The 24,667-nt window shown below is 40.9% G+C and carries 19 protein-coding genes and 2 tRNA genes; 6 read left to right on the top strand and 15 right to left on the bottom strand.

From position 1 onward, the window contains the following. Nucleotide 1: 1 nt before the first annotated feature. Nucleotides 2-874 (top strand): cysteine synthase CysM, encoded by an 873-nt coding sequence (cysM, locus tag ACQY77_RS00720; protein ID WP_421939908.1) that lies wholly within the window; start codon nucleotides 2-4, stop codon nucleotides 872-874. A 310-nt stretch (nucleotides 875-1,184) separates the two neighbouring features. On the opposite strand, the gene ACQY77_RS00715 is transcribed toward cysM, so the two are convergent. The 15 genes from ACQY77_RS00715 to ACQY77_RS00645 all read right to left on the bottom strand — a co-directional run bounded on the left by ACQY77_RS00715 (nucleotide 1,185) and on the right by ACQY77_RS00645 (nucleotide 20,702). Further along, nucleotides 1,185-2,192, bottom strand: a complete 1,008-nt coding sequence (locus tag ACQY77_RS00715) for a BT_3987 domain-containing protein (RefSeq protein ID WP_421939909.1) — start codon at nucleotides 2,190-2,192, stop codon at nucleotides 1,185-1,187. Nucleotides 2,193-2,203: 11 nt separating this feature from the next. Next, complete coding sequence (locus ACQY77_RS00710) at nucleotides 2,204-3,370, bottom strand: BT_3987 domain-containing protein (RefSeq protein WP_421939910.1); 1,167 nt, start codon at nucleotides 3,368-3,370, stop codon at nucleotides 2,204-2,206. 27 nt (nucleotides 3,371-3,397) lie between these two features. Then, nucleotides 3,398-4,420, bottom strand: a complete 1,023-nt coding sequence (locus ACQY77_RS00705) for a glycoside hydrolase family 18 (protein WP_421939911.1) — start codon at nucleotides 4,418-4,420, stop codon at nucleotides 3,398-3,400. A gap of 34 nt (nucleotides 4,421-4,454) precedes the next feature. Continuing rightward, a complete protein-coding gene (locus ACQY77_RS00700) occupies nucleotides 4,455-6,065 on the bottom strand; it encodes a RagB/SusD family nutrient uptake outer membrane protein (protein ID WP_421939912.1) in 1,611 nt (536 codons plus the stop codon). A gap of 18 nt (nucleotides 6,066-6,083) precedes the next feature. Then, on the bottom strand, nucleotides 6,084-9,368 hold the full coding sequence (locus tag ACQY77_RS00695; RefSeq protein ID WP_421939913.1) for a SusC/RagA family TonB-linked outer membrane protein: 3,285 nt from the start codon (nucleotides 9,366-9,368) through the stop codon (nucleotides 6,084-6,086). A 258-nt stretch (nucleotides 9,369-9,626) separates the two neighbouring features. Next, nucleotides 9,627-10,760, bottom strand: a complete 1,134-nt coding sequence (locus ACQY77_RS00690; RefSeq protein WP_421939914.1) for a FecR family protein — start codon at nucleotides 10,758-10,760, stop codon at nucleotides 9,627-9,629. An 87-nt stretch (nucleotides 10,761-10,847) separates the two neighbouring features. Continuing rightward, the gene (locus ACQY77_RS00685; RefSeq protein ID WP_421939915.1) at nucleotides 10,848-11,399 is read right to left on the bottom strand and encodes an RNA polymerase sigma-70 factor; all 552 of its coding nucleotides are present in this window, start codon (nucleotides 11,397-11,399) and stop codon (nucleotides 10,848-10,850) included. An 88-nt stretch (nucleotides 11,400-11,487) separates the two neighbouring features. After that, nucleotides 11,488-13,851 (bottom strand): glycoside hydrolase family 3 N-terminal domain-containing protein, encoded by a 2,364-nt coding sequence (locus ACQY77_RS00680; RefSeq protein WP_421939916.1) that lies wholly within the window; start codon nucleotides 13,849-13,851, stop codon nucleotides 11,488-11,490. 208 nt (nucleotides 13,852-14,059) lie between these two features. Further along, nucleotides 14,060-15,133: a dipeptidase gene (locus ACQY77_RS00675; RefSeq protein ID WP_421939917.1), complete on the bottom strand. Its 1,074-nt coding sequence runs from the start codon at nucleotides 15,131-15,133 to the stop codon at nucleotides 14,060-14,062. Nucleotides 15,134-15,137: 4 nt separating this feature from the next. Next, a complete protein-coding gene (locus tag ACQY77_RS00670; RefSeq protein ID WP_421939918.1) occupies nucleotides 15,138-16,250 on the bottom strand; it encodes a D-TA family PLP-dependent enzyme in 1,113 nt (370 codons plus the stop codon). A 10-nt stretch (nucleotides 16,251-16,260) separates the two neighbouring features. Continuing rightward, complete coding sequence (locus ACQY77_RS00665) at nucleotides 16,261-16,731, bottom strand: RidA family protein (RefSeq protein ID WP_421939919.1); 471 nt, start codon at nucleotides 16,729-16,731, stop codon at nucleotides 16,261-16,263. 1 nt (nucleotide 16,732) lies between these two features. Continuing rightward, nucleotides 16,733-18,049, bottom strand: coding sequence for a gluconate:H+ symporter (locus ACQY77_RS00660; protein WP_421939920.1), 1,317 nt, complete (start codon nucleotides 18,047-18,049; stop codon nucleotides 16,733-16,735). Between the two features lie 271 nt (nucleotides 18,050-18,320). Next, a tRNA-Pro gene (locus ACQY77_RS00655) sits at nucleotides 18,321-18,394 on the bottom strand. 60 nt (nucleotides 18,395-18,454) lie between these two features. Next, a tRNA-Ser gene (locus ACQY77_RS00650) sits at nucleotides 18,455-18,544 on the bottom strand. A 79-nt stretch (nucleotides 18,545-18,623) separates the two neighbouring features. Then, a complete protein-coding gene (locus ACQY77_RS00645) occupies nucleotides 18,624-20,702 on the bottom strand; it encodes an HD family phosphohydrolase (RefSeq protein WP_421939921.1) in 2,079 nt (692 codons plus the stop codon). 118 nt (nucleotides 20,703-20,820) lie between these two features. On the opposite strand from ACQY77_RS00645, the gene ACQY77_RS00640 reads away from it, so the two are divergent. From ACQY77_RS00640 to ACQY77_RS00620, 5 genes are all read left to right on the top strand, one after another. Next, complete coding sequence (locus tag ACQY77_RS00640) at nucleotides 20,821-21,678, top strand: SPFH domain-containing protein (RefSeq protein ID WP_421939922.1); 858 nt, start codon at nucleotides 20,821-20,823, stop codon at nucleotides 21,676-21,678. Nucleotides 21,679-21,682: 4 nt separating this feature from the next. Further along, nucleotides 21,683-22,204 carry a hypothetical protein gene (locus ACQY77_RS00635; RefSeq protein ID WP_421939923.1) on the top strand — a complete coding sequence of 174 codons (522 nt, stop codon included), beginning with the start codon at nucleotides 21,683-21,685 and terminating at the stop codon, nucleotides 22,202-22,204. 2 nt (nucleotides 22,205-22,206) lie between these two features. Beyond that, the gene (locus tag ACQY77_RS00630; protein WP_421939924.1) at nucleotides 22,207-22,374 is read left to right on the top strand and encodes an Arc family DNA binding domain-containing protein; all 168 of its coding nucleotides are present in this window, start codon (nucleotides 22,207-22,209) and stop codon (nucleotides 22,372-22,374) included. A gap of 164 nt (nucleotides 22,375-22,538) precedes the next feature. Further along, nucleotides 22,539-23,714, top strand: a complete 1,176-nt coding sequence (locus ACQY77_RS00625; protein WP_421939925.1) for an acetyl-CoA C-acyltransferase — start codon at nucleotides 22,539-22,541, stop codon at nucleotides 23,712-23,714. Between the two features lie 36 nt (nucleotides 23,715-23,750). Then, complete coding sequence (locus ACQY77_RS00620; protein WP_421939926.1) at nucleotides 23,751-24,647, top strand: hypothetical protein; 897 nt, start codon at nucleotides 23,751-23,753, stop codon at nucleotides 24,645-24,647. The last annotated feature ends 20 nt before the right edge of the window (nucleotides 24,648-24,667 follow it).

Genomic DNA, 24,667 nt, shown 5'->3' with positions numbered 1-24,667 from the left:
TATGTCGAGCATAATAGAACTGATCGGAAATACGCCGCTAGTAGAACTGAAAAAACTTAATCCCAACCCAAAGGTTAAAATATTCGCCAAATTAGAAGGTAATAACCCCGGAGGCAGTGTTAAAGACAGGGCATCGCTAAACATGATCAGAAGTGCCATAGAGCGTGGAGAGATTGGGCCAGGCACCAGATTAGTAGAGGCAACAAGCGGAAATACAGGAATTGCTTTGGCATTAATTGCCCGTTACTACGGATTGGAAATTGAATTGGTAATGCCTCAAAATTCTACCAAAGAGCGTAAATTAACTATGGAAGCTTTTGGTGCGCAGGTTACTTTATTAGAAAGCATTGAAGTTTGCAGGGATTACGCGGAAGATAAAGGAAAAACCGCAGGACATTTTTTATTGAATCAATTTGCCAATCCAGATAATTACCTGGCGCATTACAGAACAACAGGCCCTGAGATTTTAAGAGACACTGAGGGGCAAATCACCCATTTTGTAAGCGCCATGGGTACTACCGGAACAATAATGGGCTGTTCGAGGTTCCTAAAAGAACACTTGCCTCAAGTACAGATTATTGGTTGCCAACCTACTGAAGAAGCCAGTATTCCCGGCATTCGCAGGTGGCCTATCGAATATTTACCCAAAATTTTTGAACCTGAACGGGTAGACCGTACCCTTGACATATCTGCTGTTGAGGCAACGGAAATTACGAGAAAACTGGCTAAGGATGAAGGAATTTTTGCAGGGATGAGTACAGGAGGAGCTTGCTCTGCGGCTTTACGCGTTGCAAAAGAATTAGAAAGTGGCGTAATTGTATTTATTGCCTGCGATCGTGGAGATCGTTATTTAAGCAGCGAACTTTTTGGATAACGATCCTATATCAGGCGCTTCCTTTTACCAATTGTTCTGATACAACACTTAGAATTTAAGGTAAGTTGAGGCATGTTCTTAATTTCCTTTAACATCTGATGCTGAAACATTTTTATCTTAAGTCTGGCCAGATATCCGCTTTCCATATACGCGAAGCGTAGTTGAAGCGTAGTTGAAGCGTAGTTGAAGCGTAGTTAAAGCGTAGTTGAAGCGTAGTTGAAGCGTAGTTGAAGCGTAGTTGGTCGCAAAAACATAAGGCCTGAACTCGAAATACGAGTTCAGGCCTTATAATTTACCGATGTTGATTTAATTATATATAGATGTTAAAGTCGGTAAACATAATTCTTGTGGATCCGGTTCTCCATCCTGTTACTTCAAGCTTGATATAACGTGCATTTACAGGTGAATAAAACTTAACATACTGGTAAGCGTTAACAATTGAAAAATTAGCTAAGCCCTGTGGTGTCCAGGTGATCCCATCCATACTGGTAAATACATTTGCTGTGGTAAGATAATAAGTTGTGGTGGAGGTATGAAAACGAATGCCCTTTATTCCGTTAATGGCCGCATTCATATTGACAACCAGATTGACATTTTTCGGCGGATTAATATACCAACTTGTATTCGTTCCGGCATCAAACATATTTGGCAATGAACCACTGGTTAAAGTTGCATCCAGGGTTGCTGTCCAGCCTGTTCTTACGGTATTTAAGGTACCCGCTACATCTGTTACTGTAGGCGCGTCATAAACATTCGTTTGTACTGTTTTGATGACCAGATAAATGGTATTGGCATTGGAACTCACGGCTACGTTTTTAGCTTCATTTACAGAAGTAATTTTAACGGGCACAACATAACCTGGAGCAGTTAAACCAGTCATTTTTGCTTGTGGAACTGTAATGGTTAGCGAATCTGAGGAGATCAAAGCACCTTGTGGAATGTTCAGCTGCGCCACACTCAGTTCCAGAATACCAGCAGGTACTGCAACATAATTTGTTCCCTTGGCTGCATTATAACCCTCAATTAATGTGTTATCTATAGTGTATGACACTTTTGTGTTTTCTTCTGTTTCTAAAGTAGCGCGCGCCTTTACAACTGCTTTAATCTCTTCGCCTACACTTCCGGCTGGTGTATGCCTGATTAAAAAATTGAAGCTATCGTAATTTTTAACAGTATAGCTGCCAATATTAAAGTATACCCTACTGGTGGCATCGCCATTAAAATCAAATGTTTCGTCCTTTTTACAGGCATTAAACACACATGCCGCAGCTATTAAGCCCAGGGCATATCTCTTTATAAAAGTTATTGAGCTCTTCATATTCTTCTTATTTATTGAGCACATTTATTAAAGCTATCTGAATTCCATACTGTGGCTTTTGGCCAGGTCATGTTGCGTCCGTTACCTGTACGATCAAAGAAGGTATTACCATCTCCTTCGTTCATTTTCCAGTAGCCTACCAAACCCGCTGAAGATGCGTCTACACCGCAAATCCCTTCCTGTATCTCGGTTGGAGAAAGCGGACGGTCCCAGAAGCGAATTTCTGCTACCCTACCCAGAAAACGTTGTGCAGTTTGATATCCGGAGTACGACATACCAATTTCTAATGCGCCCAGCTGATATACTTTGCCGGCGCCATCAAATCCGGAGTCGAATTTACCATTGATATACATTTTATAAGTACTGCCATCATACACACAGGAAATAGTATACCAGGTTTTGGTGGCAAATTCAGTTTTAGAGAATGTGCTTCCTTCGGCAGAAACCCATTGCAGCTGGTTAATTTTACTTCCCGCCTCACCAAAACGAAGTAAATTTGGTAATGACTCATCTACAGGGCCCCAATTGCTTAAACGGCTAATTTGATTACTACCCGGATGCCAGTCGTTTATATAACACTTAATTTCATAAGTAAATTTCGTTATGTTATTGTAAGGTTGTGCAAATGCATAGGGGTGGTAAAAATTAGGGTTGGAAATATCAATAGATTTGAAATCGATTACCCTGGCTACTTTCAGATAGATGGTGCGCGATGCCTCTAAAACAGACATTGAACCTGTTACATTTTTAATGGTAACCGGAAGTATGTATGTTCTGCCATCTACAAACTTATCTAAAGATCTGATGTAAACGGTAACGGCGTTAGAAACATTTGTTCCTGCCTTAATTACAGCTGTATTCCCTACCAGTTCATAACTGCCCTTAGGAAGGACATAATATTTGGCAGACATCTCGGTGTTGTATAGTTCTACCAGAGTGGTATCTACTTCAAAAGAAACATTCACATCGCTTTCTACCTTATCCGTTGCTGTTGCTGTGACACCAAAGCTGGAAGGCACACCTTCAACAGTAAATTTAACAAGCTTATTTTCTTGAGTTCCAGTGATCAGAATTACATCTTCAAAAGAGGTCGTTTTCTTACAGGCTGAAACTACAGTCATCACCACCACAAACATTAAGATGAATGAGTAATTGGAGTTGTATTTTAATTTTTTCATTTTCTTCTATTTTATAAAATGATCGAACTATCGGATAGCCGGATTAGCCACCTGAATACTGCGTCTTACAAAGCCATAAGGAATACCATTATTGTAATCTCTATCAAAATAAAAGGCACCAAAACCAGCCTTCTTACCTTGTGTAGGATTCCATCTGGCCATTCCTTCAAGCGAATACATTTGTAATCCAAATTTATTTAGTGTGTTGCCGTCTGCTTCTGTAAAGGGCGAACCGCCGTTTTCATACCAATCGCCAAAGTTCTCGGTTACAATAAACTTACCCGGCGGGCACCAGCTGCTCACCAGGTTATACCTGGATTGTAAAAAGGCAGCTGATGAGGAAGTTGTTCCCTGTGTATAGGCTTGGTTAACCAAATAATCGATGTAGGGACCTATTGTTGTAGGCAATGTATGGGTATAATAATCTACTACAAAAATTTTCCCGGTACCCGATTTTGGGCCTACTCTTTCGCTGCAATACTCAACCAGTTTGGCAAAGTTGGCGGCGGTGTTCAGATAAGAGCCTGATGTAGGCTCCCAATCGAGATCCAATCCATCCAGATCATTATCAAACACCATGTCTGTTAAATACTTAGCATATTTCTTTAACCCATCGTCACTTTTATCAAAGCCATGGTTTTCGACACTAACAATTGTTGGCACCAACATTTTGATTCCTCTTTTCTCCATTGCCTCGCGCATTTCCTGGTAAGCAATCGGGTTGTAAGTGGTTAATTTATCATCTTTTTTAAGGGAAGGAATCCCCATCCATAAACTACAGAAATCTAAACTATCCGGCAATCCTGCAAAGTGCTCACCCCATGAGGCCGATTTTTTATACTCAGCGGTAACGCCTTCTTTATGTGCGTAAGCCGCAAACCAACCGTAAAACACCTGGTGCGGTGTTTTCTTATAAGCCCTCAGGTTGGCATAGTATTGATCGCTATAGGTATAGGGTTTCTGAATCTGTAAAGCTTCAGGTGTATTTTGCTTTTCACAACTCAGCATAAAAATGGCCAGGCCAATCAGCATTAAGTTAATTAATTTCATTTTCATCATTTGGCAATTATCAATTGAACAAATTCTATTTCTTATCCCACCAAAGGTTAGTATTTCCATTATCTGCACCCCCTAAAAGTGATACTGCCGCTGCAATACCTGCCGGATTGGTCTGATATTCGGTAGCAGGGAAAGGTATCCTGCGGATCTGCTTGCTGCTGCTGATCAACCCTTTGCTGTTGTTAACCACCACCGGAAAAATCTTTGGATAACCTGTACGCCTGAATTCTGACCAGGCCTCTTGCCCATCCGGAAACATGGCAATCCATTTTTGGGTAATGATGCGTTCTAAACTGGTTTCAAAAGCTGCTGTCGCATCCCATTTAATGGTAATATTGGTTAAGGCTGCTGTATTATTTCCGCTATTGGCCGGGTCAGCATAAGCTGCCGGGACACTTGTTGCATTATTGATATAGGTATCCGGACTTCCGGCAGCTCCACTTACTGAGAAAGAAGTGCTTATCCCTGTTTCATATAAGGTTTTGGCATCACTCCCCATATTCCAGCCTCTTAACGCCCCTTCTGCACGAAGAAAATAAACCTCAGCAGGGTTCATCCAAATAATTGGTGCAGTAGCCGCTACATTAAGTTCAGAATAAGGTCCCTCGGCATAAGTAGCTTTATTGGTGATATTTATTCCATTCCTAATTCCACGGTAGGTACCATCAGCAGCCAGATTAAAATATTTTGGCAACCTTGGATCACTATATCCTGTTAGGAACGACTGCATGTTGGCCCCCATCCTGATGTCATCAAAATTGGTATTGATGATGTATAAGGGATGGTTATAGCTTAAATCAGCGGTATGCTGTAGTGCAGCGATATCATTTGCAGCAGTAAATACCCCTACTGTATGGCTCACAGCAGATTCTGCTTCTGTTTTCGCTTTCGCGGGATCAGCATATACAATACGCAATGCTAAACGCAGCTTTAACGAGTTAGCAAATTTTATCCAGTTACGGATGTTTCCGTTATAGATAAAGTCGTACTTAGCCAGGGCTGTTGCACCCGGATTCTTAGCATTAAAATCAGTAAGAATAGTGATGGCCTCATTCAACTCATCAAAAAACTTATAATAAATATCGCGCTGGCTATCATACTTGTTTTGCAGTGACCCGTTACCGAAATTAGCATAAGGTAATGGCCCGTACATATCTGTGGTACGGTGTAAAGCTTCTATTTTTACAATAGTAGCCATGGCATACACCTGAGGGGTTTCTGTTTGGGCTGTTTTCTTAATTGCATTCCAGGCAGGCATAATACCTACAAACGAACGGTTAAAAGCCTGGCCATACCATTGAGGAATAAGGTCGTAAGTGGTGTTATTGGAACCCGAATACCAGTTGTTACTGGCGCCCATGTAACCAGAGTACACATCGCCCGCCAGGTTTTGCATGGTTTGATACACCTCATCGCCAAAATCCGGCTGTTGTGCCACAGGAAAAACGTTCTTCTGCATTTGCACAAAAAATGATCCTGCCGCAAGGTTATCACGCTGTAACATTTCTGCAGTTGCCTGATGCGGGTTGGTATTCCAATCCTCAAAATTCTTGGTACAACCTACGCCCAGCATGGCTATAAAAGCAAGGCAGAAGGGTAAATTCTTTATTGAGAAAGATCTATTTATATCATTCATCTTCTTATACTTTTATGATCAAAACTTAAACTTAACTGCGAAACCCAGGCTTCTTAGACTTGGTTGCATGAAATAATCCACTCCCTGATAATAAGTTCCGGTATTGGCAGTAAGTTCCGGATCAAATGGAGCCTTGTTATAGAACATAAACAGGTTACGACCAATCAATGAAACGTTTACGCCTTTAACCCATTTTAAGTACTTATTTACAGGTACGTCGTAACCTACAGATACTTCTCCTAAACGAATATTGGTTGCACTGTAAACGTACATAGAACCAATACCTGAAGTGCCACCTCCAACCGTTTGGTAGTAAGGCTGGGCAGGGATAGGAAATCCGTTTACCATGGCTCCGCCAGCATCCCTGGCATCAGCCGTAACTTTAGATACACCGTATGCATCCATAATGGCTTGTGTTACCGATACGCCAACTCCACCAAATCTTCCGGTTACCAAAAAGCTTACATCAAAGCCTTTATAGCTGAAACCATTTCTAAAACCAATATTAAAATCGGGATTGGCATTGCCCGCTTTAACATATCTGTTTTGATCGGTAGCTACAGTTTGTGAGGTCGCATTAACCCAAATGTATCCATGTTCATCTGTTTTAAGTGTGTTCACATAAATATCGCCCATTGCCCCTCCGGTAGTTAAGATCATTTTATAACTTGAAGTTCCACCCATATCTAAGCTATCCAACGAAACCGTTTCACCTGTTTGCTGATTGGTGTAAGCAGGTAGTAAGCTTTTAATGCTATTTCTGTTGAGTGAATAAACCAGGTTCGAATTCCAGGTTACTGCCCCAATTTTCTGGGTAAGTGCGGCTGAAACCTCTATACCTTTATTATCAATTCGTCCAGCGTTTACAAAGAAGCTGGTATAGCCCGAACTTGGTGAAAGTGACGGATTGAACAACTGATTATAAGTTGATGATTTATAAGCGGTTGCATCAATTTTTAGTTTGTTTTTAAAAAGGATTAAATTAATCCCTGCTTCGTAAGATTTGGTACGCTCGGGCTCTAAATCTGTAGCAGGTAAAAACGTGCTTGTTTGCGGATAACCATTAATTACCGGATAAGTAGCAATGGAAACAAAACGCTGTGGTGCATTCCCTACTTCACTATAAGACACACGGGCCTTTAAAAATGAAAGGACATCTGATTTAATATCAAAAATCTCTGTCATTACACCAGACAGGCCCACCGATGGATAAAAAATAGACTTCGCTCTGGTGTTAGCCAAGGCTGATACCCAATCATTTCTGGCTGTTAAATCTAAATAAACCATGCCTTTGTAACCGGCTTGAAAACTTCCAAACAAAGCCTGGGTTTGATCGTGGTAACCATTTTGCTCCAGTTTACTCTGTGCCAGGTTAATGTTGCTGTAGGTGAAAAGATTAGGAACGCTCTGAAGGTCGCCACCAAGACTCGAATAATCGTATTTAACATCTTGCAAACTCGCGCCTAAATTGGCCGTAAGCGCAAAATCATTTACCTGCTTATTCATGTTTAACAGGAGATCTGTGTAAACCTGGCGTGTACCGATATCATATTTATAATATGCACCTGCGTCTCCTGCAAATAACCCTGAAGTAGATGCAAAGTATTTCCGCTCGTTTAAGGCAGTGTTGTTGTCGAGTTTGGCACGGCCGGTAATGTTCATCCAGGAATTGATATCATACTTTAATGAAGCCGACATTTGATACCTGTTTTTACTATTGGTGAAGAGGTTTCTTTCTGTTATCCAGTAAGGATTCTGCATCTGAAAACCCATATCACCATAAGGCCAATATTGTGTTTTAAAATTTCTTGTGGCATCATAACGCTCAAAAACCTGATATTTACGAATATCATCCCCTCTTGGAAAAAGGTATATCGGAATTAAGGGATTAAAATACTGACCCTGAGAAAGCATATTCTGCTCTTCGAGCTTAATGTAATTTACACTCAAATCCATATTTAATTTATCATTCAGAAACTTACTCGTATTTCTAAATGAAAAATTATAACGATCTAAATTGTTGTTATGAATAATGCCGTTGCCATTTACAGCCGCCACAGAAAAATAGGTCTGATTTTTTTCATTACCTGTAGATAAGCTTAAGGTAGTTGTACTGTTCATCCCCGTTTGAAAGAAATCTTTAGGATCATAGGTACCGGGTGTTTTCAGTTTTTCACCCCAACTGTAATAGCTTCCAATTTCTGATCCATAGGTATTTTGAAAATCGGGCATAATAAAAGGCGATTGAAAAGTAGAATTGTTAGATGCAGTAATCGCAAAACTATCCCTGGCACCTTTTTTCGTGGTAATCATAATTACGCCATTTGCTGCATCACTACCGTATAAAGCTGCTGCCGATGGCCCACTTAATACCGAAATGCTTTCAATGTCATCAGGGTTAATATTGGATGCTCCATCGCCAGACTGCCCCGCTCCGGAAAATAAATCTCCAGGTTGTGCAACCGACAATTGTGGCATTGGAATACCATCGATTACGTATAAGGCATTATTATTTCCTGATATAGATTTAGTACCACGAAGAACTACCCTTGCACCACCCCCAATACCAGAAGAACTGCTGTTGATGGTTACGCCGGCTACCTTACCTGCAAGACTGTTTACGAAGTTGGCATCTTTAACTTTATTCACTTCTTCTCCATTTACTTCCTGAACATTGTAAGAAAGTGATTTTAACTCTTTCTTAATGCCCAATGCTGTAACTACTACTCCAGTAAGTTCATTAGAAGATTCTTTAAGCACCACATTTAAGTTAGTTTGATTGCCAATTGTAATTTCGGCAGTAGTGAAACCTAAAAATGATATTACCACTATATCGCCCGGGTTGGCATCGATAAGAAAGGTACCGTCATCCTGAGACATGGCTGCTTTATTGCTGCCTTTAATCTTAACAGAAGCACCCGGGATGGGTCTTCCTTTTTCATCTACAACTTTACCCGGAATGTTTTTACGCTGTACAGGCAGAACATTCACCTGGGGCGCTGTTGTTTTCTCCTTCTCTCTGATTACAATTGTCTTGTTATCAATGGTATAGGTTAAAGAAAAATCATTCAGCACTTGTGTTAAGGCCTCTTCTAAGGGAACGTTATTTAATTGTACATCCTGAAGACGGTTATTTTTAATTTGTTTGGCAGACCATAATATATTATACCCGGTTTGCTTATTAATGACATTAAAAAACTGTTTGAGCGTTGTGGCTTTTTGATTGAGCGTAACGCGTTGTGCGAAACCAATCGCACTTACCTGCATTAATGTTGTGAAAATTAAGATGGTTGTAATTTTCATAATAACTACGAATTTTCGGATATAGTCAGGGGGATTACAAATTTCTTTTGTAAAAACTTTATACATTTGTTATTCGGTTTAAATTGATAAAAAGTTGTACTACACTGCTTTAAGTTTTTCCGATTATAAATCAGGGACATCGCGAGTGTTCCTGATTTTTTGTATAGAAAAACCATGGGGTGATCACACCCTAGGATGAGTTTTCTGGAATTTTCATATTTGGTTACTGGTTAAGTTTGTTTGTTGTTTTGGTGATGATTATTTACCATCCATCACCACGATGGTATTGCCCTCTATTTTAAATTTCACTTCTTTTGTTAGTTCCAGCATCTTCAACAAGTCAGAAACCTTGGCAAAACGGGTAATTACGCCACCAAAAGAATCTGTTTTTAATTGCTCATTCTGATAAACTACCTCTACATTGTACCATCTGGATACTTTATGCATAATGCTTTCCAATTGCTCATCGTTAAAACGGAATTCACCATTTTTCCAGGCTACGGCCGCATCTACATCTGCTTCTTCTACCTTAAGTTTATTTTGTATTAATACTGATTGCTGACCAGGTTTCAAGAGGGTGTTTGCTCCCCGGGCTGTGTTTACCCTGACAGATCCCTGAAGGAGTGTTGTCATCGTCGCCGGATCATCAGCATAACTGTTAATATTGAAGTGTGTTCCTAAAACTTCAACCTCCTGTCCTGCTGTTTTTACCTTAAAAGGCATTTTTTTGTTGTGCGCAACCTCAAAATATCCTTCACCAGCGAGCTCTACCTTCCTTTCGTTACCCGAAAACTTAGCTGGAAAACGCAGGGAAGAAACCGCATTCAGCCACACTTTAGTGCCGTCTGGCAAATTAATCTGATACTGTCCCCCTTTGGGTGTTTCAATGGTATTAATTAAGGTTGAGGTATTTGAAGCGAAGTTCTCTTTCAGGGTATAAACCAATTGCCCATCGGCCATTTTGGTAATTACAATACCCGATTCTTTAGCCAACTCTCCGTTTGCAGCATCATTTAACACAATCCGCTTTCCATTAGACAGGGTGAGTACTGCATTATTTCCCCCTGGCTCAATTTCTTTAACTGATGCAATTTGAGGCTGGGCTTTATTTTCAGCATTTTTAGCAAAAAAATAGATTCCTGCAGAACAAATAACAACAAGCGAAGCGGCAGCCAAAGCAGGCATTAATCGTCGTTTCAGGCTGATTTTAGGTGTTGGTTTAATGGCATTCCACATGGCCTCATCTGCCTGAAGAAAATCTTCCTCTGAAAGGCCTGATGTTCCTTTTTCATTGTGGTGATGCAACCAAAAGCGAAGCATTTCTGCTTCCTGCTCAGTAATATCTCCTGCTTTAAAACGGGCCAGTAATTCTTCTGCTTGTTTGTTATCCATTTAATTTGTTGTGCTGACAAAGGCGCTACAACAATAAAGACACACAAATAATTATGATCGGGTATGTGAAATGAAAATATTTTTTTTTTAAAGTCCGCCAAAGCGCAGGCGAATTACTTTGAGTGCTTTTTTAATCTGTGTGGCCACAGTATGCTCGGATAAGCTCAGGCGTGTTGCAATTTCTTTATTACTGAGGTAGTCTTTTCTCCTGAGCTCAAATACTTCACGCATTCGCTCCGGCAGACCGGCAATTTCCTTTTCGATCATGGCTGCCATCTCTTTTTCTCTGATGAGATAATCGGTAGCAGAAGTTTCAGTTTCTATCAAATACTGAATTGCATCAATGTATTGCCGGTCGAAGTCTTTATGCCTGAAAATATTGAGGATTTTATTGAGTACGGCACGATAAAGGTAGCCAGAAAGTGTTGTTTTAATATCAAGTACATCGCGGTTACTCCATAATTTAGCGAGCACATCCTGTACAACATCTTTAGCTTCTTCCTTGTCCTGCAATTTTCTGTAGGCATAAATAAGCAAAAGGCTGCTGTAGCGGTTGTAAACTTCACGAAACGCTACCTCATCCCCATCCCTTAATAATTTCGTTAATTCAAAATCGCTTAGCTGACAGTATATTGACATTAAAACGAATTTACAAAAATTAACAACATTGAAAACAATAAATTAACATTCAGCACGTTCCCCGCCCAAAATCAGCCTTCCATAACAATTAATTTACAGCAGGAACATTGAATCCGGCCTTCAACCGAATATCATCAGATGAAGCGCCTACCATAACTGTAAAATCGCCCGGCTCAACTACCCATTGCATGCTGGTATTAATAAGCTTTAAATCTTCTGAAGTTAACGTAAATGTAACCCGTTTTTCCTCACCTGGCAGCAAATGCAACCTCGAAAACTGCTTTAGCTGTTTATCAGGGCTAACCACCGAGCTCGTTTCATCTCTCAGGTATAGTTGAACTACCTCATCACCGGCAACCTTGCTTGTATTCTTAAGCTTAAAGCTTATCGTAAACTTAATATCCTGTGTATTTTTACTGATTGACAGATCGCTGTATTCAAATTTTGAATAGCTTAAGCCATAACCGAAAGTATACAATGGTTTAGCAGTTGTTTCTACATAATCATGTGATAGGGGCCGCTTAGCATTGTAGTAAACCGGGAGCTGTCCTACCGATTTGGGAACTGAAACAGGCAACCTGCCCGCAGGGTTATAATCGCCAAAAATCACATCAGCAATGGCGTTTCCACCTTCCTGCCCGGGATACCAGGCATTTAATATAGCTGGTATATGTTCTGAAGGCCAGTTCAGGTTAAGTGGTCTTCCCTCAATCATCACCAACACCAGGGGTTTTCCGGTTTTGGCAATGGCCTGCAGCAATTCTAACTGTTTTCCCATCAAATCTAATGTGGAGCGATCGTACCCTTCACCGCTTTCCATGTCGCTAATACTTACTTCTGATGCTTTAACACTTGCAGCTCCGGTAGAAAGGTATTCTGTTTTGAAATCCCTCGCGCTCGATCCTCCCAACACCACTACCACCGCATCGGCCTGATTGGCAGCATTAATAGCTCGCTCAAACTGCAGGTTCGCTGTATCCCTGATTGAACATCCTTTCACATAAGAAACCACTGTTGATGTGGAAACTCTAGCCTTTATCCCTTCCAATACCGTAACAATTGCTTTGTCATCCTGAGGAGCGGTATAATCTCCCAACTGATTATAGATATTATCTGCATTGGGACCAATAACTGCAATATTCCTTATTGCTTTGCTTAAAGGAAGAGTGTTTTTATCGTTTTTTAACAGGATAATGGATTCCTGCGCAACTTTTCGTGCCACATCCACATGTGCTGTACTTCTGGCCACCTTTTTGGCGTTTGGGACACTGACATAAGGATTTTCAAAAAGGCCCAGGTTAAATTTCTGCCTCAGTACATTCGCTACGGCGCTATCCAATACGGCTTTGGTTACTTTTTCTTCTTCTACGGCTTTTTTAAGAGCCTTCCCATAGCCATAACCACTTAAATCGGCATCCAGACCTGCGTTTATGGCCATGCTGGCGGCCTCGTCTGCAGTGCCTGCCACATGGTGATTACTTCTTATCCCAGAGATGCTCCCCAGATCAGAAACCACAAAACCATTAAAACCCCAATCTGAACGCAGAATATCTTTGAGTAATATTGGATTTGAAGAACAAGGGATACCATCTATAGAGTTATAAGCCGTCATTACAGATAGTGCTCCGGCCCTTACAGCTGCTTTAAAAGGGGGAAGGTATGACTGCTGCAATTCTCTTGTTCCTATAGCTACACTCCCCCCGTTGTGGCCACCCTCAGGTACGCCATATGCAGTAAAATGTTTAAGCGTAGAGATGATATTGCGGTTTGATTTCAGGTCGGTTCCCTGAAAGCCCTTTACCATACCTACCCCCATAGCACTATTTAGAACCGGATCTTCACCGTAGGTTTCTTCTACACGAGACCATCTAGGCTCTCTGGCCAAATCAAGTACTGGACCGTAACCAATATGCGCACCTTGTGCCCTTGCCTCTGTAGCGATCACTGCAGCCATTTTTTCAATCAGCTGAGGATTCCAGGTACTGCTTTGCCCTATGGAGGTTGGAAAAACAGTTGTTCCGATGGCCATATGTCCATGCGGACACTCTTCGGCGAAAAGCATGGGAATGCCCAATCTCGTATGCTCGATGACATATTTCTGCAAGGCATTGGTTGCCTTAGCGGAAAGTTCGGGATTTAAACCCGTTTGCAGTGTTTTCTGTGTCCAGGGATCGGCTCTTAGGGTTGCCCAAAGCATGCCTGTATATTGTTCCTTTTGTGCTTGCTTAAATTTTTCGCTCACCAGCACCTCATTTCCTTTCTTGTCATACATCTCCCAGCCTAACAATACCGAAATTTGTCCAACTTTCTCTTCCAGCGTCATACGGGAAATTAAATCCTGAATCCTTTGCTCTACAGGTAGCCTGGCATTTTTATAAGCAGGTTTTTGCTGGGCATTCAGATTCAGGGTAAAACCCGAGAAAAGCAATAAAAAGGAAAGGGATTTATTCATGATGTTTAAGTTATTCGTCCGCTGGTATATAGTAGCTGTTTCAAGACACTTATCAACGGCTAATTGGGTATGGTTAATCAAAAAATAGTGATTCTGCGTTTTGTATCGATTGCAAAGCTATAAATATAAGCACAGTCTGCAAGGGCTGATTTGTAATTTAAACAGCAGCCTGCATTAATCAAAGGAAAAATTTACCGGATATCCCCTGTCATTTTGCCCAGGCTTTACGAAGAAACCTAAGCCAGTTGCCATGCATCATGTTTTCAATATCCTGTTGCTTATAACCTCGATTGGCTAGTAATTCAGGAAGTTTATTCAAGTCTGCAATGCTCTCCAGGTCAAAGGGGCATTGTTCTCTTCCGAATGCACCATCAAGGTCTGAGCCAATGCCCACATGCGCTGAACTACCCGCAATTTGACAAATATGGTCGATATGGTCAACCATTACCTCGAGACTACAATTCATTGATTTAGGGGTGGAAATCCCCCTTTGCCATCCCGGAACCATCATCCAGGCATCAAGCGCTGCACCAATTACGGCTCCGCGTGATACCAGTTCTTTAATCTGCTCATCACTGAATTGCCTGTTGTGGTTCACCAACGCCCGGCAGTTGTTGTGCGAGGCCCATACATGGCCATTGAAATGATCAAGTGCATCCCAAAAACTGTCATCACACAGGTGTGTGGCATCTAATATTATATTTAGCCTTTCCATTTCGGCCAGCAAGGCATATCCATCTGGTTTCAGCTTTCCTGTTGCATCTGTGCCCTGAGCATATCTTCCTGGTCCGTAATGGGCAGGCCCGAGTGCTCTTAAACCATTGTCATAAGCCTTTTGTAAATAGGATACTGAAACAATTGAATCAGCTCCTTCCAGGCTCAAAATGTATCCTACAGGACGTTCGGCTTTGGGTGATATTTGTTCCCATTGTTTCAGATGAGCTTCTAAACCTGCTAAAGTATTGATCTGTACCATTTCGCCGCAATCTTCCATGGCCTTATACCAGGCTAACTGTCCCTGAGTTTGTGCCCAGGCTTGTTCCGGAGAATGCCATCCTGGTAAAGGATTTTCGGGCGCTACAAACCTTGCTATTTGTGTGGCTACCACTAAACCAATATTCCCTTTTCGCAATTCGGACAAGGATACAGTTGCATTTCCACGATCAGGCTTATCTTTTTCCCCTGCTTCCCGCTTATTGATCTCAGCCAGTGGCTGGCGGAGGTCGCGGTTCCATTCCAGGGCATTCATACTCAAATCCAAATGGGCATCTATCGTAAACATAAGCTTATATCGTTATTTTTCTTTTTCTTGAACTGATTCCCCAATTTTCTCCTGCCAGGCCAGCACTTATGCAAGTAGCGTGCTCATAAAGGGCTACTGTTGGACAAACATGATAGGGTAAGCAATAAAGTAAATCGCCTACCCGAAAAGTATGCCCATCACCGGCATCCAGTACTAAATGTTCTTCACTCTGGCTAACAACCTTAAGTGCTGGTGCATTAAGAAAAATGACCCTTCTGTCTAAACTTTTTTCTGCAGCCACTGCCTTATGCCCTAAATCACAACAAATCAGGTTAGTACCGGGAAATGATACAATTCTGGAAAGAACAAGGGCGGCGCATTGAAAATGCTGTTCTTCATATGCCTCTCCATACCCCTTATCCCAAAGCGCAAATGTACCCGGACTACATTCAAAATCAGTGTCTTTATTGTAAATCGTATAGCTTGGGCTTCCACCTGCAACCACAATTATTGCTTGTCCTGATATGGCTGCAATTTCATATTGTAATTTCTGTAAAAGTCTTATAATTATAGATACCTGCTGTTTACGGATATCGAATGAAGATTCGTGAATATGGCCATCATAGGCATGTAACCCTTTAAACCTTAATCCATCCAGCTGCTGCAATGCTGTAAAGAGTTTAACCACCTTATCTGGGCGAACACCTGTTCTGTCCATACCCACATTTATGTCTATCCACACTAAACTCTTTACTCCATAGGCTTCAGAAAGGGTATTCAAAGCCTCCGCCGTTGCCTCATCATCTATAAGGCAACTAAATTCAGTGGCAGGGTATTTCTGCTGCAGGGCAATAAATCTATCTATATTCGGGCCAACAGGCTGATAAGCCAACAGCACATCTGCTGCACCGGCCAGGGCAAGCATTTCTGCTTCGGCGATGGTTGCGCACTTGAATTTCGAAATCCCGGCTGCAATCATCATCTTACTCAACTCCAAAGATTTATGTGTCTTCACATGCGGACGAAGCCGTTGGGGATCATTAATCATAGAAAGTGCTTGCGTAATATTGGCTTTAATGCGTTCAACATAAAAAACAAGTCCGGGTGATTCGACACTTTCAGCATTCTTAATCTGATACCACTCTTCTTTTCCCATAACCAGAATTTTAGTACAATTCAAATAAGGCTTCTACTTCTACGGGAATATTATCGGGAAGCGAACCGAAACCAACGGCACTTCTGACACCAATTCCATTCTCAGTACCCCATACATCGGCAAAAAGCTCGCTACATCCGTTAATTACGAAAGGATGTTTCTCAAAATCAGGGGTACAATTAACCATTCCCAGCACTTTGATAACCCTTTTCACTTTATTCAAACTTCCCAGATTGCTCTTGATGGTTGACAGCATGGTGAGGCCCACCTGTCTGGCCGCAAGCTTCCCCTCTTCCTGATCCATATCGGCGCCAATTCGTCCGATAATTAAAGATTTATCATCCCTCACCGGGCCGTGCCCACTGAGGTATAAGTATTTCCCATCTACCATGCAAGGCTTATAAACTCCCAAAGGTGCGGGTGCCGGTGGCAGTGTTAATCCAAGTTGTTCGAAGCGCGCATCTGCATTTAAATTTTCCATATTATGATATCATTGTTTTCAATATAAGTATGCCTATAAGTCCTACTGTTCCCACGATGGTCTCCATGAGTGCCCATGAACGAAAGGTATCTGTTAAGCTGAGGTTAAAGTACTCTTTAAACAGCCAAAAGCCGGAGTCGTTTACGTGCGAGAACATTAAACTGCCAGCACCAACGGCCAGCACCATTAAATTGGGATCGGTATGTGTTGCCGTCATGAGCGGTAAGATGATCCCTGCGGTGGTAAGCCCGGCAACTGTGGCCGATCCTACACAAAAACGGATTAATGCGGCTATTAACCAGCCTAATAACAGCGGATCGATTGATAATACCTGCAAATAACCCGCAATTTCTGTACTTACACCGCTTGCTGTCAAAATCTGCTTCAACGCACCCGAGCCTGCAATGATTAATAGCACCATGGCAATATCCTTTAAAGCATCGCCAAAAATCTGCGACAGATAATCCATGGATTTCCCTCTGGCTATCCCTAAAAAGTAACTGGCCAGAATCAATACCAGCAGCATCACAATAGAGGGTTGTCCTAAAAATGTTATGACCGGTATAACCGATGAGGATGGAGCGAGTACCAAAGGCAGCAGGGCGGCCAGGCCTAATAAAATTACAGGAAGCAAAGCGGTAAATAAACTGATGAAAGTTCCGGGCAATTCCTGATCGGGTAGTTCTTTCGCTATGAATGAAGCCATCGGGTTGGAAGGAATCTTTTTGAGTGTTTTTGCAAAGAGAGGTCCGCCAATTAATATGGCCGGTATGGCTACCAACATGCCATAACCCAGCGTAAGCCCCATGTTGGCCTTAAACTGAACGACTAAAGCTGCCGGTGAGGGATGCGGTGGCAAAAAACCATGCGTAACAGATAGTGCTGCAAGCATGGGCAGTCCGATGTAAATTGCGGGTAGTTTATAGCGGTAAACTATCGAAAAAATCAGGGGCACCATGAGTACAAAACCTATTCCGTAGTATAAAGGGATACCAATAACAAACCCGGTAATTACCATTGCCCATTGAATATACCGGGTACCAAACACCCCCACCATAACCTGGGCAATTTTCTGGGCGGCTCCACTTTCTGCAACCAGTTTGCCAAGCATGGCTCCAGTTGTAATGATGATCACCAGTGAGCCTAAAACATCGCCGATCCCTTTTTCTACTGCAGCAGCAATTTGGATCAAGGGTAAACCCAAACCAATCCCGGCAAATAAAGAAACCACCAAAAAGGCTAGAAAGGCATTAATTTTAAATACTGCAATCATCAAGATTAACAGTGCGATACAGCTGAAAACAATTAATAGGGTCATGTATTTACAATGATTTCTTCAGTGATGACTGACTTTTAGCTCATTGCAAAATAAGGATTATTTTTTTTTGAACATGATGTTGGACTTATTAAATTGAAGATGGCAGAGATCCTGGCTTATTCTGATTCAGAAGATATATAGCTAAACTACTTCCGCTAATTTTTTCGCCTAATCCTACAATCCTTTTATTTCCGGGATCTTTAAAAACTTGCTGATAGATTTTTAAAACAAAAAAAGCCTGTAAGTTAAACTTACAGGCTTTTGATTTTTGTCGGGGTGGCAGGATTCGAACCTACGACCTCCACATCCCAAATGTGGCGCGATACCGGGCTACGCTACACCCCGATTAGGTATCACCTTTTACCTCTTGCAGAGGAATGATAAACGAGTTTATCATTTTTGTTTTGGCGGTGAGGGCGGGATTCGAACCCGCGGTACCGTTACCAGTACGACAGTTTAGCAAACTGTTCCTTTCGGCCTCTCAGGCACCTCACCTTCCTTTTTCAATTTCGCCGGAGCGTCGTTGTTTTTCGGTGTGCAAATATAGTAAAACAACCTATTCTGCAAAAAAAAATTATGATAATTGTTGATAATCTATGCGAACATGATAGATGCTCATCAGCATCGTCTTGAATATCAATTTGATAGTTTCAATATCTTTTAATGTCAAATCACAGTCATCTAGCTGATTTTGCTCCAATTTGTAGTTAATTATCCGTTCAACCAGGTCATTTATATTCTGTGCATCCGGATTTTTTAGACTTCTTGAGGCTGCTTCCACCGAATCGGCGAGCATTAAAACACCAGTTTCCTTACTAAAAGGAATCGGGCCAGGATACCTGAAAATGTTTTCGTCTACGAATTTCTCTGGCGAGTTTTTCAAAAAAGACTGGTAAAAATAATCTACCCGGGTATTGCCATGATGTGTCCGGATAAAATCGATAATGGCTTCGGGGATCTGATTTTTCCTTAAAATTTCGATTCCTTTATGTACGTGCTGAATAATAATCTGTGCACTTTGCTCATAAGGCAGTTTATCATGCGGACTAACAGCGGTATTTTGGTTCTCAATAAAATATTGGGGATTATCTACCTTACCAATATCATGATAAAGCGCCCCTGCCCTAACCAACACAGAGTTACCGCCTATTTTAAAAATAGCCGCCTCTGCAAGGTTGGCCACCTGTAGTGAATGCTGAAATGTTCCCGGAGCCTTAAAAGCCAGCTCGCGAAGCAGTTTATTGTTGGTATTGGTTAATTCTATCAATGCCACATCCGAAGTGATACCGAAAATACGCTCAAATAAATAAATTAACGGGTAGGCTAAAAGTGAGAGCAATACACTGAAAACAAAAGGCAGGAAGTTAATCCACTCAATATCCCGGAGCGAACCTTCACGCAAAAGTGCAATGCCTACAAAGGCAACAAAATATGCGAGAAGTATAAATAGTGCAGAGACCAGAAAACGTTCGCGCTTCACAAAATTCTTAATACTGAAGATGGCCACCATGCCCGCCGTTACCTGATAAAAAACAAATTCAAAACTATTGGCCACAAAGAAACCGGCAATCAGAATTACCAGCATGTGCAGGTATAAGGCCAAACGCGTATCAAATAGAATCCTGATGATGATTGGCACTACGCAAAAAGGAATGTAATATAGGCTGGCTATATTCATTTTTAATGCCCAGGTAAGTGCCAGCAACATACCGGTAGTTACGATCAGAATTAAAGAAAGCTGCCGGTTATCTGCAAAAATATCCTTTCTGAAAAGAAAAAGAAAGGACATTAAAATCGTTAATATGAAGGCAACCAGCACCACCTGCCCAAGATAAACAAGGGTTCTGCTTCCAATTGATTTGGTTTGTGCATCGTAAGTGGCTTTGTAAGATTCTAATTTTTGATAAATTTCATCGGTAATGACATCATTTTTGGCTACAATCAGTTCACCTTTTTGCACCATGCCTTTAGTGGTAGATACATTATTAACGGTATTATCCTGAATAACCTGCGTTAAGCGCTCATCGTATATAATATTCGGTGTAATGTGATCTTCAGCCAGATTAGATACCAGATCGGCCATTACCTGATTAGTAGCCTTGAAGTTGGTTCGAAAGTAAATTAGCGCAGTTTCTGCAGTAAAAACATCCTGGGTATTGCGATCTTTAGCTACATTATGAGACATTAAAGAGAAATCATAATTCTTCGCTCCACCGAGGTGCTTCACATTTAGGCCCACAATCCCCTTATCATAAATGGTTTTTAAAAGCTTATAACCCTCATTCTTGTAAACAGCTTTATCCTTTTCATCTAACTGGGTAGCTTTCCATTTGATGTCGAACTCATTCGAAAACTCTTCTAAAGCGTTGGCGGTTACCTCCTGATCGAACTGGTAAACAGGCAGAACCTCCTTTAATGCATTTTTCTTATCTGTAACAACCTGCGGATTGGTTTTTAAAATAGCAAAACTAAATGGCGAAATCAGGTCTTTGTTCATCCACACTTTGTTTCGCTCAAATTCATAACGAAAGCGCGGCTGCTTAGGTAAAAAAAGGGTAATGATGAAAACCGTAATTACCATCATCACATATTTCAGATTTGATGAGTATTTACGGTACAGGATTTTATGGGAATTTCTCTTGATTTTTGCCAAAACAATACATTTATAGTGGAGTCAAAAATAACATTTTTATCTAATATACATTTTACTGGTTTTGTTTGCAATTACCAAATTTTATATTTTACTTTATGATATCAAATTAATATCAATCATGTATCAAGAAAAAATTATTAATCCGCCATCCGGATATTTAACATTCGCCTTATTCCTGGCCTTAATTGGCTTAGCAGTTTTTTGTTTCGTAACGGAGAGTTTTATCTGGGGAGGTTGCCTGCTTGCTTTCAATTTCTTCCTGGTTTTACCTGGATTAATCATTAATAACCCTAATGAATCTAAAGTATTAACCCTTTTCGGTAAATATGTAGGAACGGTAAAAACCGATGGCTTTTTCTGGGTAAATCCCTTAACGAGCAAACGCAAAGTTTCTTTAAGGGCAAACAACCTGAACGGACAACAACTAAAGGTTAACGATAAGCTCGGAAACCCTATTGAAATTGCTGCAGTTGTGGTTTGGAAAGTGAATGAAACTGCAAAAGCTGTTTTTTCAGTAGAAAATTACATGCAATATGTGAACATCCAGAGCGAAGCCGCGGTACGTCATTTAGCCAATATTTTCCCGTATGACCATGCCGAAGGTGAAGAAAACACCATAACCTTAAAGGATGGTGCTGAAAAAGTAAGCGATTTACTGGAAGTAGAATTAAACGAACGCTTGTCAAGGGCTGGTATTGAAGTGCTGGAAGCCAGAATATCGCATTTGGCTTATGCCCCTGAAATTGCGAGCGCAATGTTACAGCGTCAACAAGCTACAGCTGTTATAGCCGCACGTAAACTTATTGTTGAAGGTGCTGTTGGAATGGTTGAAATGGCCCTGGAAAAACTATCCGAAAAAGGAATTGTAGATTTAGATGAAGAACGCAAAGCGGCTATGGTCAGTAATTTACTGGTAGTGCTCTGCGGAGATAAACACGTTCAACCTGTAGTAAATACCGGAACGCTTTATAACTAAAGCCATGGAATTTAAAGAAAAACAACATTTAATATTATGGTGGCTTTATCTGCTTTTAGCTCCTGAAGCCATCTTTGTTTTGTGCATCTTAATTTTTGATAAAGGTGGAATGAGTTTTCAGCAGTTAAGAGAAAGTTATTTCGCTCCAGTGCTTGCTGTATTAATCAGTTTTGTGATTATAATTTTAGTTCAACAAAACAAACTTACTACCCTTATTAATCAAGAGGGTATAACCTGTAAATACGCCCCCTTTCATGGTAAAATCATTGAATTTAAATGGCTAAGCCTGGATAAAGTCTATATCCGTAAATATAATGCCATTTGCGAATACGGAGGTTATGGTATTAAAACGCGTCTTTGGTTTAAGTTTAGAGATAAAGCCTATATACTCAATGGTAAAAACAAAGGCTTACAGCACGAATTTAAGGATGGAAAAAGGCTGTTGTTAAGCAGCAATAAAATTGAAGAACTGAAAATGTTCCTCATCAATTTGAAAACCAGGTATAATATACAAGCGATTGAATAAGCATGGCAGAGAAAGATAAAAAAGCTTTTGTATTAAGAATAAGCCCCGCGTTGCTCAAAGAAATAGAAACCTGGGCAGCCGACGAGTTTCGCAGCACGAATGGCCAGATTGAGTTCCTGCTTACCCAGGCGCTAAAGTCGAGAAAAAAGGGAAAAAGTAAAGAAGAATAAGGGAATTGGCAAAGGGGCGAATGAGTGAGGGATTGAATTAGTGAATGAATGAATGAGAGAATGAATGAATATGTGTGACCAATGCCTAATGACCAATGAACTATTGACTAATGAACCAAAATGTATAACTTAGCAGCCTAACCAAATTCATAAAAAAGATACTCATGAGAGAAGTTGTAATTGTTTCAGCTGTACGTACGCCGATAGGCAGTTTTGGCGGTTCATTGGCGCAGTTTTCGGCTACCCAATTAGGTGGTTTTGCAATTAAAGCAGCCATTGAGCAAGCTGGCATAAAACCCGAAGATATTCAGGAAGTTTACATGGGCAATGTGCTGTCGGCCAATTTAGGTCAGGCACCCGCTACTCAAGCTGCTAAATTTGCCGGATTACCAGATTTGCCTGCTACAACCATAAATAAAGTTTGTGCATCGGGTACTAAAGCCATTATGCTGGCCGCGCAGAGCATTGCCAATGGCGATCAGGATATCATTGTAGCCGGCGGTATGGAAAGCATGAGCAATGTTCCTTATTATCTTGATAAAGCCAGAAACGGATATCGTTTGGGACATGGGCAGGTTACCGATGGATTGGTTAAAGATGGCCTATGGGATGTTTATAACGACTACCATATGGGTTCAGCCGCAGAGCTATGTGCTGCTGAGTGCCACATAAGCAGAGAAGATCAGGATAAATTTGCAATTGAATCATACAAAAGAGCTCAGGCAGCCCAGGTTGCAGGAAAGTTTGCAAAAGAAATTATTTCTATAGAAGTAAAAGACCGTAAAGGAGAAATCAATGTAATTGATACAGATGATGAACCAACATCGGTAAAATTTGACAAAATACCGGGTTTGAAACCTGTTTTCAAAAAAGATGGTACAGTAACCGCTGCTAACGCATCTACATTAAATGATGGTGCTGCTGCTTTGGTGATCATGAGCGCAGAGAAAGCAAAAGCACTGGGTATAAAACCCCTGGCTAAAATTATAAGTTTTGCAGATGCACAACAGGCACCAGAATGGTTTACTACCGCTCCTTCAAAAGCAATTCCGTTGGCCTTGAAAAAAGCCAATATCGACATTAAAGACGTAGATTACTTCGAAATCAATGAAGCATTTTCTGTGGTATCTATAGCGAATAATCAAAAACTTAACCTCAATGAAGCGCAAGTTAATGTAAATGGTGGTGCAGTATCATTGGGTCACCCGCTTGGCGCTTCGGGAGCCAGAATTGTAGTTACTTTGTTATCCGTTTTAGCACAGAACGATGGTAAAATCGGTGTAGCAGGTATTTGCAATGGCGGTGGAGGTGCCAGCGCTTTGGTTATTGAAAAACTTTAATTTTAATCTCATTATCAAAATCGTTCAGAGCGAAGCATGAGGAAGAATTCTTTTTATCTCTTTTTATTAATCTGTTTTATCGTTTCGCGTGCTTCTGCACAACAAGCATCGGGCAAACTGGATAGTTTTCAAGATTCATTGATTAAGCTTTCCAACGCAACAGTTAAAGCAGAAACCGATCAAAAAAAGCTGGAACTAAACGGGTCTTTTGTAAAAACATTGGTTGAAGCGTTAAAAACCCCTAATTCATTCGCCTACCCTTTCGACTCGCTTAAAAATGTTTCGGTAATCAAATCTCCTGATAAAAGTTTCAGGATACTAAGCTGGTATGTTCAACTGGAAAACGGAAATTACCGCTATTATGGTTCCATACAAATGAATACCAGTAATGGCAATTTGAAGTTACTGCCCCTGATTGATCAGACAGAAAACATTTCGGATGCCAATGCGGTGCTTGATAACCAGAAATGGTTTGGCGCCCGTTATTATGAAATCATCCCGGTTACTTCTGGTAACAGATTACCTTATTACATTTTATTGGGTTGGAAAGGGAACACCAGTATGACCACTAAAAAAGTAATTGAGCCCCTCTTGATTAACAAAGATCAGGTTACTTTCGGTGCTGCAGTGTTTGATGGCAAAGCCCTTAAAGATAAAAACAGGGTAATTTTTGAGTATAACAAATCAAATGCAATGACGCTCAAAACTGATCTTAAAGCCGGTATGATTGTTTTAGATCACCTCGCTCCTTTCGATCCCGAAATGGTAGGCAAATTCGAATATTATGGTTCCGATGGATCCTTTGATGGTTTTAAAATCATTGGTGGAAAGCTAAAATTACTGGAAAACATAACGCTTAACAACGATCCGAATAGCAGTGATGAGTTGTATGCGGATCCTAAAAAGAATGAGAAACCAGTCAGAAAATTCTAACATTATCCCACTTTAACAGC

This window comes from Pedobacter sp., assembly GCF_965279535.1.
In the GTDB taxonomy this organism is placed as follows: Bacteria; Bacteroidota; Bacteroidia; order Sphingobacteriales; family Sphingobacteriaceae; genus Pedobacter.
The sequence above is the reverse complement of the archived record's forward strand: the minus strand, read 5'-3'. Positions and strand labels throughout refer to the sequence as shown.